The sequence below is a fragment of the Thalassobacillus devorans MSP14 genome (genome assembly GCF_000496835.1).
Lineage (GTDB): Bacteria > Bacillota > Bacilli > Bacillales > Halobacillaceae > Thalassobacillus > Thalassobacillus devorans_B.
Genome location: NZ_KI543236.1, coordinates 1,747,498 through 1,760,956, shown reverse-complemented (window position 1 = coordinate 1,760,956; position 13,459 = coordinate 1,747,498). Strand labels below are relative to the sequence as shown.

The window sequence follows — 13,459 nt, the reverse complement described above, 5'->3', positions numbered from 1 at the left end:
ATAAGAGAAACGGAAACATCGGTATGCGGAACCACCAACTTAACAGCTGAAAAGAGCTTATGTCCTGATCATTGAGCTTTTCATGCAGTAAATGTGGAAGATATCTTCTCACAACGTGGGGTTCGTTCGTCAAAATATGCACAAGATGGCAGGGAAACGGTGAGACTCCCGTGGGAGAAGGGGCTAGGCGAGACCCCACAGGTCGTGAAACGGCCGAGGAGGCTTGCCAGCTCCCCCACAGGAAAGAAATGAATGCGTAATCGCCTTGGTAGACACGACACGCATAAGCAGCCCATCAAAAAGGAAGTGTTCTTTCTTCCTGTTGATGGGCTGCTTATGTCGCGAGTGTCTAGGCGATGAAGCTGGAAAGCGAATCGTTTCCCAGCCATCCTTTCGCCTGTCTCGGTAACGAACCCAAATTACTTTGAAACTGAGTCTACCACAATTCGGCCATATAATTGAGTAATTTCCTTAATAAAAATCAACAAAAACGTTCACCAGAGCCTAAAGATTATGTAAATTTAATTTATTCCTGTGTTCAAACAAGAGGGTTAATTGTATGATAAAGATAGTTTCTTTGTGAGGTGATCAGAATGTCAGAAAAAATATTAATTGTAGATGATGAAGAATCTATCGTGACCCTGTTGAAATACAACATTGAACAGGCTGGCTTTAAAACAGAAGTTGCCTACACAGGTTCAGAAGCCTTACATAAAGCTGAATCAGATGATTTTGATTTGATTGTGCTGGATGTCATGCTGCCTGAAATGGATGGCATGGATGTTTGCAAGGAACTTCGTGTGAATCAAATGGATACACCTATACTTATGCTTACTGCAAAAGACGATGAGTTCGACAGGGTGTTAGGTCTGGAACTGGGTGCAGATGACTATTTGACCAAACCTTTCAGTCCTAGAGAAGTAATTGCCAGAATAAAAGCTATCTTACGTAGATCAAATCGTGTAGTGAAAGAAGATAAGCCCGATGCTATCCAGATTGCTGATTTGACCATCTATCCGCAGCGGTATGAAGCATCTATCAAAAACGAACAGTTGACTTTCACACCTAAAGAATTTGAATTATTACTTTACCTGGCACAGCATAAAGGAAAAGTGCTGGCTCGTGATCAGTTATTAAGCGCAGTTTGGAATTATGACTTTGTCGGGGATACTCGCATTGTTGATGTGCATGTCAGCCATCTAAGAGAAAAAATTGAACCGGATACGAAAAAGCCGGTTTATATAAAAACGATCCGCGGCCTTGGATATAAAATGGAGGAGCCGAAATAAATGAGAGTTTACTCTCGTCCCCTTGTTACTTATACGATCCTTGTATTGATTATCATGTCAGGGCTGGGGATAATACTTGCACAGCTTACACATGGGTATTTTGTCAGTTTATTCGAGGAACGAATAGAGGATGAAAGTGTTTATTATTCCAGGGCTTTTGAAGAGCATATCGACAATACTGCTCTGAACAAGGATGCTTTGGAACAGTTTAGTAGAGAAATGAACACTGCATTTATTTTTTTTAGCGCGAATGACGAAATTTTAATAAATACTGCTGATGTTATCCATTCAAATCAAACTGATGTGGAAAAGATAACGGAAACCGCATCAGCGATCAACCGTGATGGAGCTAAAGGACAATTCGTCAGGAACGAATATTATTATCCGGTTCCTATTGAAACAGGTGGAATTACTGGAAAATTAATTGTAACAACACCAGTGGACTCTCTGGAAAATGTGACAAAAAATATTTGGCTGTTGATATTGTTTACAATACTTCTTGGATTGATTATTGTGCTGGTTATTGGATATAAAATATTTGACAAATATGTAAGACCAATCCGATCTGCAGCAGATGCGGCTTCTGAATTGGCAGAGGGCAATTATAAAGCCAGAACTTATGAAGGCTATTTTGGAGAAGCTCGAAAATTAAGTCAATCGATCAATATACTTGCCCGTAATCTGCAAGAAATGACTACAGAACAGGATATGCAGGATAATCGACTAGAAGCAGTTATTAATAATATGGGAAGCGGTCTGTTGATGATTGATGATAAAGGTTATATCCATTTAGTTAATCGGGCTTTTTTACAAAGCTTCACAGGAGGGGCTAAAGATTATATAGGACGTCTTTATTATGACGCCATCCCCTATACTTCCATCCATGAAGCGATTAAATCTGTATTCATGCTGGAAGAGACTGTAAGAGAAAGCTTCGTTTTACCAATCAATATTGAACGAAAGCATATTGAAATTACCGGAGCACCTATTTTCAATGAAGGTGGAAAATGGAAAGGTGTGGTACTGGTATTTCATGATATAACAGATTTAAAAAGGCTGGAACAGATGCGAAAAGACTTTGTGGCCAATGTTTCCCATGAACTCAAAACCCCCATAACTTCTATTCGGGGGTTTTCGGAAACCCTGCTGGATGGGGCTATGGATGATCCGGCTTTATTGGAGCAATTCTTGACGATCATCCATAAAGAAAGCACTCGTTTACAATCTCTTATCAAGGATTTACTGGAATTGTCCAAATTAGAAAAGTCAGACTTTGAACTGAATATTGAAAATGTGAATTTGAAGCAACTGATGCAGGATTTAATTACTATCATCGATCAAAATGCTAAGAAGAAAAACATCCGGATTGTTAGTCAAATTTCCGAAACAACATACATTCATGGTGATTCTGCTCGATTGAAGCAACTATTTCTCAACCTGTTGACTAACGCGATAAGTTACAGTTCTGAAGCAGGTGAAGTCAAAGTTTCGCTTTCTTCAGAAGATTACCAGGTAAAAGTATCGATTTCAGATAAAGGGATAGGTATTCCTAAAGAGGAAATTCCTCGTATTTTTGAACGCTTTTATAGGGTGGATAAAGCCCGAAGCCGGAATTCGGGCGGGACCGGGTTAGGCCTGGCCATTGCAAAACATATTGTAGAAGCACATCAAGGAGTACTGGAAGTCGAAAGTGAGCCTGGAAAAGGGACTACCTTTCACGTGACACTACCCAAAGACTTAACACAAAATTAACAATTGCTTAATTTTTCCTTTAAATCTCATTGTTATGATAAAACTGACCCTTTCATCCAGGGTGTTTCTCTTTAAACGGCAGCTGTTACAGCTGCCGTTTTTTTATTTATTTTTTTGTGAACCGGATATTTATATAGTTATGGCCATTGTGAAATATTCAGCAGGAAAGTGTCTTTTTTCTTCTCTGTTTTAATCATGGTAGAATAGAGAAGGTAGTTCTTTATTTGTGTGGCATGGAAAATGATGATGTTAGATTTAAAAGGTCTCCCTCTCAAGAGGACAAGCCTTATACTTAAAAAACAGATATACTAAATAACATATTAACCACGGAGACTAAAAAAGATTTTGAAGGAGTGGAATCATGGCAGACAAATTAGTATTGATTGATGGCAATAGTATCGCCTATCGGGCGTTTTTTGCTTTGCCTTTGTTGAACAATGATAAAGGGGTTTATACAAACGCGGTTTATGGCTTCACCACTATGCTTCTCCGCATTTTAGAAGAAGATAAACCGAACCATATTCTGGTGGCTTTTGATGCAGGAAAGACCACCTTTCGTCATAAAACATATGAAGAATATAAGGGCGGGCGGCAAAAAACACCTCCAGAGCTTTCAGAGCAGTTCCCTGTATTAAAGGAGCTCCTGGACACGTTTCAGATACCACATTACCAGCTCGAACAATATGAAGCAGATGACATCATCGGTACGCTAGCCACTTCAGCGGAAAAGCAAGGGTGGGAAACCAATGTGATTTCAGGAGACAAAGATCTTCTCCAGCTGGTTTCTGAACATACAAATGTGACCCTAACAAAAAAAGGTATTACCAATGTAGAAAAATATACCCCTTCTTTCATGAAGGAAAAGATGGAAATACGGCCTGATCAGATCATCGATTTAAAGGCATTAATGGGAGATAACTCCGATAACATCCCTGGTGTACCTGGTGTCGGACAAAAAACTGCGGTGAAATTACTGAAACAATTTGAAACCTTAGAGAGTCTTTACGAAAATATCAGTGAAGTCAAAGGAAAGCTTAAGGAAAAGCTTGAAACCCATAAAGATGATGCTTTCATGAGTAAACAGCTAGTCACGATTAAGAGAGATTCTCCTGTCTCTATTGGACTTGAAGACCTGAATTATGATGGTTACAGCAACCGTGATGTAAGCAATGCTTTCAAGGAACTTGGTTTCCAGTCTTTGCTGGGAAGAGTGGCTGGTTCTGATCAGGATGCGGAAGAGGCAGCGGAAGAGTTGCCCGAGATAAACGTGGAGCATGTTACAGATATTACTCCTGGTATGTTTACAGGAACGGAAGCAGTTTTTGTGGAAATGCTTCATGAGAATTACCACCATGCGGATATCGAAGGAATTGCAGTAGTTAATAAAGACAAGAAGTATTTTATTCCTGTCGAGATTGCTGCTGATTCTAAAGCTTTTTGCGAGTGGGCAAGGGATGATCAACAGAAGAAATGGGTATTTGATGCCAAGAAAACAATAGTAGCATTATTGCGCAAAGGTGTGGATTTAAAGGGGGTTGATTTTGATCTCTTGCTGGCTTCCTATTTGATCAACCCTTCAGAAAATAATCATGATGTACCTTCCATTGCCCATCGGATGGGGGAAACATCCGTACAATATGATGAAGAAGTCTACGGAAGAGGCGCCAAAATTAAACGCCCCGATGATGAATTACTTGCAGAACATATGGCTAGAAAAGCTGATTTGCTATATAAATTGAAAGATAAAGTAGAAGAACAGTTAAAAGAGAACAATCAGTTGGAACTTTATAAAGAATTAGAAATGCCATTAGCATTAATTCTGGGGAAAATGGAACATCTTGGCGTCCAGGTTGATGTGGACCGCTTGAAGCAAATGGGAGAAGAGCTTCAGGGTCGCCTTAAAGAAATTGAAGAGCAGGTTTATGAGCTGGCAGGTGAGAAGTTCAACCTGAATTCACCTAAACAGCTCGGTCCGATCTTGTTTGAAAAGCTTGGACTGCCTGTTATCAAGAAAACAAAAACGGGTTATTCCACGTCGGCAGATGTACTGGAGCAATTACAGGAAAAACACGAAATCATTCCTAAGTTACTTGTTTATCGTCAACTGGGAAAGTTGCAATCCACCTATATCGAAGGACTTCTCAAAGTGGTGGATAAGGATACCCAAAAGATCCATACTCGTTTTAACCAGGCTTTGACCCAAACGGGAAGGTTAAGCTCCACAGATCCCAACCTGCAGAATATACCTATCCGTTTAGAAGAAGGGCGAAAAATACGACAGGCTTTCATCCCTTCTAAACCAGGCTGGATTATGTTTGCGAGTGATTATTCCCAAATTGAGCTGCGGGTTTTAGCTCATATTGCAAAAGACGAAAAGTTGATTGCAGCTTTCAAAGAAGACCGGGATATCCATACCCAGACAGCGATGGAAGTATTCGAAGTCAAAGCGGATGAAGTGACCAGCGAAATGAGGCGTCAGGCAAAGGCGGTCAATTTCGGGATTGTTTATGGAATCAGTGAATTCGGTTTGTCGCAAAGTCTCGGTATTACGAGGAAAGAGGCAAGAGCTTTTATTGACCGGTATTTAGAAAGTTATCCAGGGGTTAAAACATATATGGAAGAAACGGTCCGTGAAGCCAAGCAGACGGGATATGTCACGACATTTATGAACAGAAAAAGATTCTTACCGGACTTGGCGAGCCGGAATTTTAATAGAAGGAATGCTGCAGAACGGACAGCGATGAATACACCGATTCAGGGGAGTGCTGCGGATATAATCAAAAAAGCGATGATCGACTTGCATTACAGGTTGATAGACGAGAAACTGGAAGCCAATTTATTATTGCAAGTGCACGATGAGTTGATATTGGAAGCTCCCGAAGACGAAATTGAGCAATTGCAAAAAATAGTGGCTGAGGTAATGGAAAACACTGTAGAACTTGATGTGCCATTAAAGGTCGATTCCTCTTACGGACCGACCTGGTACGATGCAAAATAATAAAGGGGAAGAATCAAATGCCAGAATTGCCAGAGGTCGAAACGGTACGACAAACATTACGCCAATTGGTGTTGAATAAAAAGGTAACGGATGTCACTGTGTTGTGGGAAAATATCATCAAGCTGCCACTGGAATCAGAAGCCTTCAGACAGGAACTGATAGGACAAACCTTCAAGGAGATCAACCGAAAGGGAAAATTTTTAATTATCGAATTTGACGATATTTCTATGGTTTCCCATCTGCGAATGGAAGGGAAATACGGCGTTTACCCTGCTGAGGAACCAATGAAGAAGCATACGCATGTAATTTTTCAATTAGATGATGGTACGGAGCTGCGTTATAATGATGTAAGGAAATTCGGGACGATGCATGTATTTAAAAAAGGGGAGGAAATCAACCAAAAGCCGCTCTCTTTGTTAGGACCGGATCCTTTTGATGACTCCTTTACCCTCGACTATTTTTATAATCGATTACAAAAAACTCAGCGTACCATCAAAGCGGTATTGTTAGATCAAAGTATAGTAGCTGGTCTGGGAAATATTTATGTTGATGAAACATTATTCAGAGCAGGTGTCCACCCTGAACGTAAAGCCAATCTGCTTAGCAGGCATCAAGCCGAAAGTGTAAGACAAGCCGCAATCGACACAATTGAGGAGGCAATCCAGCAGGGGGGCACTACGATCCGTTCTTATGTAAACAGTCAGGGTCAAATCGGTATGTTTCAGCAGCGATTATTTGTTTATGGTAAAGAAGAGGAGCCGTGTAAGAGCTGTGGAACACCGATTGAAAAAATTAAGGTAAGCAATAGAGGTACTCATTATTGCAGACACTGCCAACAGTAACACACTAAGTAAAGGTTCCCATATACTATCTCATATCCAGATAGCTGAAGGAGATCGTACAATGGGAGTCTTTACTACCTTATTTTTACTTGTGATGGCTGTCAGTATGGACAGCCTGGGACTAGGTGTGGTTTATGGGTTGAAGCAGATACGCTTATCCTTGCTGCCATTGACACTTATTGCCGTTTTGTCATCTGTAATTTTTTATGGAGCTATTACAGTGGGAAACTTTTTGGGACGTTTTCTCCCAGAACATCTAGCGGCAAATTTAGGAGCTTTTATTTTGATTGGCCTTGGAGCATGGTTTTTGATTCAGTTGATTATGCCTTCAACCTCATCAGAAGAGGAAAGTATGTCCTCCTGGTCTGCACCGGCAGATATATTGAAAGACCCTGAATTAGCAGATATCGACAATTCAGGATCGATCAAAGGATGGGAGGCGGTACTTTTGGCTTTGGCATTGTCATTAGACACCCTGGGGGCTGGGATCGGTGCTGCTTTCATGGCACTTCCCGCTGTAGCCACCGCTTTATCCATCGGTTTCATGACGAGCTTTTTACTTTACATCGGTCTTAAAATCGGTAATCGATTCAGCCGGAGTAAATGGGTGGATAAAGCTGTGGTTATACCAGGGGTCATGTTAATACTTTTAGGAATGTCGAAGTTAGTATAAGGAGGAATTCGGTGACACTAGTAATTGGACTTACAGGAAGTATTGCCAGCGGAAAAAGTACGGTATCATTAATGTTTGACGATTACGATATACCAGTAATTGACGCGGATAAGATATCCAGGGAAGTCGTCATTCCTGGAGAAAAAGCCTACCATGAAATTGTCACAGAATTCGGTACATCCATCCTGCGGGAAGACGGGTCGATCGATCGCAAAAAATTAGGAGCCATCGTATTTAAAGAAGAGGAAAAAAGGAAACGTCTAAATAATATTGTCCACCCGGCGGTCCGTAAGCGAATGATCGAACGGAGGGATCATTTCTGTAACCAGGAAGTACCAGCGGTAGTAATGGATATACCTTTATTATTTGAGAGTGAACTGACTCATTTGGTAGATAAGACGTTAGTGGTCTACGTCGACGAAAAAGTCCAGTTGGAGCGGTTAATGGAAAGGGATGGCTCTACGAAAGAAGAAGCAATACAAAGAATTAATGCTCAGTTGCCCGTCCAGCAAAAAGCGGAGATGGCAGATGAAGTCATTGACAACAATGGAACGAAGCATGAATCTTATCAGCAGCTTCATGCGATATTGAGAAAATGGAATGTGTTTTTGTGATTATATAAAAGCAATTTAGGTAACGGCGCTATTAAAGCGTCGTTTTTTTAATGAAAACATGAACTTTATTGACCAAAAATGCTTACAATGTGTTATACTATTTGTGATTAAACGTAACTAAAAGTATATCATATATATAGGAGGCTCTTTATTATGAAACAAACGCGCATCGCTATTAATGGTCTAGGCAGAATTGGAAGGATGGTACTCCGCAGAGCAGTGATGGATGAAACTTTGGATGTCGTTGCCATCAATGCGAGCTATCCTTCAGAGACACTTGCTCACATGATCAAATATGATAGTGTACATGGGCGCTTTGGGAAAGAAGTGAAAGCGCTTCAAGACAGCTTGGAAATAGATGGGAAAGAAATCAAACTTTGCTCTACACGCGATCCTCTTGAATTGCCGTGGAATGAACTTGACATAGATGTAGTAATTGAAGCCACAGGAAAATTCAAAACAAAAGAAGACGCAGGGCTGCACCTGGAAGCTGGTGCTAAAAAAGTAATCATTACTGCTCCAGGCAAGCAGGTAGATGCTACGATCGTCATGGGGGTTAATGATGAAGAATATAACGCTGCCGAACATGATGTCATCTCGAATGCATCCTGTACAACGAACTGCCTTGCTCCAGTAGTAAAAGTACTTGATGATGAATTTGGAATTGAAAATGGATTGATGACAACCGTGCATGCATTTACCGGCGATCAGAAAAATGTCGATAATCCACATAAAGATTTGCGTAGAGCCCGTGGGTGTACGCAATCAATCATCCCTACTTCCACTGGTGCTGCCAAAGCGCTTGGAGAAGTTATTCCCCATATGAATGGAAAATTGCATGGTATGGCTTTACGTGTACCAACACCAAACGTTTCACTTGTCGATTTGGTAGTGGATTTAGAACAGGATGTGACTGTTGAAATGATAAATGAAACGTTCAAACATGCAGCTGATCATGGTTTGAAGGGAATATTACATTACAGTGATGAACCACTGGTTTCCATTGATTATACGACATCGGAATACTCTTCTATCATCGACGGTTTATCTACAATAGTGATGGGAGATAGAAAAGTCAAAGTGCTGGCATGGTACGATAATGAATGGGGCTACTCCTGCCGTGTAGTGGATCTTGCTAAGCATGTTGGCAGCAAATTACAGCAAAAGCGGGAAGCACGTGTATCATAAGTTAGCCAAATCCCCCACATGTCATTTATAATATGAAATAGTATGTTTACCTTAAATAATTATCTTGCAAAATAGGGGTAAACCATATATAATTTCTTTGAACTTCTGAATTCTAGTAATCAGATGGCTACTCAAAGGGTTAGGACCTCTCTGGACTAACTTTCCCCCGTGGTAGTTATTTCCGAAGTATTTGGAAGTCGATTTTTAACCGCTAAAAGGGGGATTTCATATTATGGATACAATGGGAAGACATGTTATTGCAGAATTATGGAACTGCAATATGGATAAATTGAATGATATTAACTATATTGAAAAAGTATTTGTAGATGCTGCACTAAGGGCGGGCGCTGAAGTGAGAGAGGTAGCTTTTCATAAATTTGCTCCTCATGGAGTAAGCGGGGTAGTCATTATCTCAGAATCTCACTTGACGATTCATAGTTTCCCGGAACATGGTTATGCAAGCATTGATGTTTACACCTGTGGAGATCGTATTGACCCGAATGTAGCAGCCGATTATATTGTCGAAGCATTAGAAGCCCAAACGAACGAAAGCGTAGAAGTTCCCAGAGGAATGGGTCCAGTTGAAGTCAAACAATCAAAAGCTTTGTAATAAAATGGTAAATGCCGCAGGCCTGCGTGTCTGTGGCTTTTTTATATTGTTACTACATAATATCCGACATTTTTTGCTGTCGTCGTTTATGCTCGACCAAAAAACATGTTAAAATAAAATAAGTATACGTTCGGGAAAGGTCAATAGAGAAGGAGATTTCCATGAAAAAGTTTGTTTCGAAATATTTCACCAGTCATTCGGAAACAAGAGAACATCATGAGGATGAAGCATTACAAACGCATTATTTTAAAACTACAAAAGATAAAGCCTTGCAGGCCGTAAAGGACATTTTCGAGGATGAACCATTCACAATACTTTCTACTTCAGAAGAGCATGGTGAGATAAGTGTTAATTATTCAGGTAAAAAGAAAGCATTTATCGTAGCTAGTGTCGTAATGGTAAAACCGTTCAGAACCGCGGTGGATTTTTCAGTAACCACGGAATCAGGTGCTCCGGTCGACTTTGGTTTTAGCCGTAATCTGATTATCCAATTAAATGAAAAATTGAAAAAAAGTTTGCCTTATATTGAATCTTCGATGGCTAATAAATTGAATCAATAGAATAAATGCTTGTTGTATAGCGGTGGAGATGATTGTAATTGAGATGCCCAAATTGTCAATTCAAGAATACAAAAGTACTGGATTCACGTCCCATAGAAGAGGGAAGAGCGATACGCAGACGCAGGGAATGTGAACAATGCGGTTTTCGCTTTACTACCTTTGAAAGAATCGAAGAGGTCCCGTTGATCGTGGTCAAAAAAGAAGGGACCAGGGAAGAATTCAGTCGTGAAAAACTGATGCGCGGGTTGATAAAAGCTTGTGAAAAAAGGCCTGTCGCATTAGAGGAAATCGAGACGATCGCCCTGGAAGTAGAAAAAGAATTAAGAAATCAGGGTAATGCGGAAGTGCCGAGTGAGGATATTGGAGAAATGGTAATGGAGCGCCTTTCCAAGGTCGATGATGTTGCTTATGTACGTTTTGCATCTGTATATCGTCAATTCAAAGATATAAATGTTTTTTTAGATGAGTTAAAAGATTTGATTAAACGAGAGGATTGATGTCCGGAACAATAACCGGGCTCTTTTTTCTTCTAAGCATAGAAAAGCAGGGGGTGGTGAGATGAATCATTCTATTGGAAAGTTGTTGCCTGTAGATGGTTATAGTGTGCAGTTGAATGGCGTGATACCGAGAGATTTTGGTATGTCGTTATCTCATTTATATCAACCTATCATAGGTATAGAGGCAATTACACTTTACCAGACTTTGTTGAGTGAGCATGATTTATCCTCAAAACCAGAAACCCACTCACACCATACCTTAATGAATTATTTGGCAATTCCTCTGGATCATATCTATAATGCACGCAGAAAGTTGGAAGCGATCGGTCTTATTCAGACATTTTCCACAGAAAAGGAAGGTCGTACCTGTTTTATTTACCAATTACAGCCTCCGTTTTCACCAGAACAGTTTTTTTATGACGATATGTTGTCATTATTGCTGAATCATGAATTGGGAGCTGACAAATATAGTCGCTTACGTGACCGTTTCCTTAAAGAAAAACATTCATTGGAAGAATGTGAAAATATTACCGCATCGTTCGATGAAATTTTTCATGGCTACCAGAAATCCGGACCTGCTTTTACGGCAAGAACTCCGGAAAAAGAAGCAAATATTATAAAGCTGCAGACAACCCCGGGTCCATACCTGGAAGATGATCGTATTGACTTTACATGGATACACCAGTCACTAAAAGAAAAGATGTACCCCGCTGAGAAGATATTGACTGTACGCCATAAACGGATTATGATGCAGCTGGCTTCTTTGTATGATCTATCTTCCCAGGATTTAGAAAAAGCTATTGGCTGGGCTTTGAATGAAGAGAATCAACTGGTCGTGGAAGAATTAAAAGAAGCATGTCACGACCTATCGCCAAAAAAAGGAAAAGTCACCTCGCTTAAAACAATAGAAAAGAAAGATAGAGTTGTCGAAGATCCGATTGAAGATGGAAATGTAACGAAGGAAGATCAGTTTATCGCTATGCTTGAAAGAAAGTCTCCCAGAGAATTACTGGAGGACTTATCTTCAGGTAATGAAGCTTCTGCCCAGGATTTGAAATTGATTCGTGATGTTATGACAGAACAGGGATTATCACCTGGAGTGATGAATGTTCTCGTCCACTACGTTTTACTGAAAACCGATATGAAACTCTCCAAAGCTTATTTGGAGAAAATCGCCAGCCACTGGGCGAGAAAGAATGTCACTACAGTTCGGCAGGCAATGACCATGGCTAAAGCAGAACACCAAAAATATCAGCAGTGGGGCAAAAATAATAAAGGCCGAGTCAAAAAGCAATCAAAAGAAATTATTCCGGATTGGTTCAAAGAGCGAGAGAATGATACCGAACAAAGAAAAGAAAAACAGGGCTCTCAAAAAATTGACAAAGAAGAAATTGCAGCACGAATCAAACGAATTACCAATAATGGAAATTGATAAACAGGGTGTGATGGAAGATGGAACCGATACAATCCTCTTTAAGGAAATGGATGCGTGAAAATAAGAATTTTAAAGGTCATTTTACAAAGATAAAACAAGAGTTGCTTTCCTCACCAGAGGTTTCCAGGCTATTAAGGGACCATCCTGGATTGGATCAGCAATCACTGGAAAAACAACTGATGAAGCTTTATGAGTATCATAGTCAATCAAAAAAATGCGAGAAATGTCCTTCGTTAGAGGGTTGTATCAATATTCTTCCTGGTTATACACCGAACCTTGATGTCGAGGGCCAACAATTGCATCTTTCCTATGATAAATGTCCACGAAAATTGCGGCAGGAGCACCAGGAGAAGCAACAATCACTTGTAAAGAGCCTTTATATGCCTAAAGAAATTTTAGAAGCCAACTTGGAACGGATCGATTTGTCAGATGATGATAGATCGGACGCCATAGCAAAAATGATTGGATATTTAGAAGATATCCGGGAAGAATTGCCGCAAAAAGGCCTCTACTTCCACGGGCCATTCGGGGTGGGAAAAACGTATTTTCTAGGTGCTGTTGCCAATAGGCTGAGCGAAAAGAACATACCCTCGATGATCATTTATATGCCTGAATTTGTCAGGGAGATGAAATCATCGATAAAAGATGATACATTGAATGAGAAAATTCAGGCATTCAAGACAGTTCCGGTTTTAATGTTGGATGATATTGGCGCCGAATCACAGTCAGCCTGGTTCCGTGATGAGATACTGGGTTCCATCCTGCAGTACAGGATGATGGAGCGCCTTCCAGTGTTTTTCAGCTCCAATTATAATTTAAAAGAGCTCCAAGAAGTATTTACCACTACGAATCGGGGAGATGTGGAAAGCGTAAAGGCATCCAGAATCATTGAACGGATTAAGCAAGTCAGTGAAGTTATCCCGTTATATGGAGAGAACCGTAGAAGTTAATCATGTTATTTTCAACGTGCCCATACAGTTATCGAACTGTATGGGCATTTT

At 40.3% G+C, this 13,459-nt stretch carries 12 protein-coding genes; all 12 read left to right on the top strand.

What is annotated here, in order from left to right; translation table 11 throughout:
• Positions 1–593: 593 nt before the first annotated feature.
• The 12 genes from P855_RS0109920 to dnaI all read left to right on the top strand — a co-directional run bounded on the left by P855_RS0109920 (position 594) and on the right by dnaI (position 13,408).
• Positions 594–1,289, top strand: coding sequence for a response regulator transcription factor (locus P855_RS0109920; RefSeq protein WP_028783428.1), 696 nt, complete (start codon positions 594–596; stop codon positions 1,287–1,289).
• Positions 1,290–3,041 (top strand): two-component system histidine kinase PnpS, encoded by a 1,752-nt coding sequence (gene pnpS / locus P855_RS0109915; RefSeq protein ID WP_028783427.1) that lies wholly within the window; start codon positions 1,290–1,292, stop codon positions 3,039–3,041. It abuts the gene before it with no gap.
• A gap of 361 nt (positions 3,042–3,402) precedes the next feature.
• Complete coding sequence (gene polA / locus P855_RS0109910) at positions 3,403–6,039, top strand: DNA polymerase I (RefSeq protein ID WP_028783426.1); 2,637 nt, start codon at positions 3,403–3,405, stop codon at positions 6,037–6,039.
• Positions 6,040–6,056: 17 nt separating this feature from the next.
• A complete protein-coding gene (gene mutM, locus P855_RS0109905) occupies positions 6,057–6,881 on the top strand; it encodes a DNA-formamidopyrimidine glycosylase (RefSeq protein WP_028783425.1) in 825 nt (274 codons plus the stop codon).
• A 61-nt stretch (positions 6,882–6,942) separates the two neighbouring features.
• A complete protein-coding gene (gene ytaF / locus P855_RS0109900) occupies positions 6,943–7,554 on the top strand; it encodes a sporulation membrane protein YtaF (protein WP_028783424.1) in 612 nt (203 codons plus the stop codon).
• Positions 7,555–7,565: 11 nt separating this feature from the next.
• Entirely contained in the window at positions 7,566–8,168 is a 603-nt protein-coding gene (gene coaE, locus P855_RS0109895) for a dephospho-CoA kinase (protein ID WP_028783423.1), read from the top strand.
• Positions 8,169–8,321: 153 nt separating this feature from the next.
• Entirely contained in the window at positions 8,322–9,356 is a 1,035-nt protein-coding gene (locus P855_RS0109890) for a glyceraldehyde-3-phosphate dehydrogenase (RefSeq protein WP_028783422.1), read from the top strand.
• A 232-nt stretch (positions 9,357–9,588) separates the two neighbouring features.
• A complete protein-coding gene (gene speD, locus P855_RS0109885; RefSeq protein WP_028783421.1) occupies positions 9,589–9,966 on the top strand; it encodes an adenosylmethionine decarboxylase in 378 nt (125 codons plus the stop codon).
• A 161-nt stretch (positions 9,967–10,127) separates the two neighbouring features.
• The gene (locus P855_RS0109880; protein WP_028783420.1) at positions 10,128–10,526 is read left to right on the top strand and encodes a hypothetical protein; all 399 of its coding nucleotides are present in this window, start codon (positions 10,128–10,130) and stop codon (positions 10,524–10,526) included.
• Positions 10,527–10,564: 38 nt separating this feature from the next.
• Positions 10,565–11,023, top strand: a complete 459-nt coding sequence (gene nrdR, locus P855_RS0109875; RefSeq protein WP_028783419.1) for a transcriptional regulator NrdR — start codon at positions 10,565–10,567, stop codon at positions 11,021–11,023.
• Between the two features lie 61 nt (positions 11,024–11,084).
• Positions 11,085–12,455, top strand: a complete 1,371-nt coding sequence (locus P855_RS0109870; protein ID WP_028783418.1) for a replication initiation and membrane attachment family protein — start codon at positions 11,085–11,087, stop codon at positions 12,453–12,455.
• Between the two features lie 20 nt (positions 12,456–12,475).
• Positions 12,476–13,408 (top strand): primosomal protein DnaI, encoded by a 933-nt coding sequence (gene dnaI, locus P855_RS0109865; RefSeq protein ID WP_028783417.1) that lies wholly within the window; start codon positions 12,476–12,478, stop codon positions 13,406–13,408.
• Positions 13,409–13,459 lie beyond the last annotated feature (51 nt).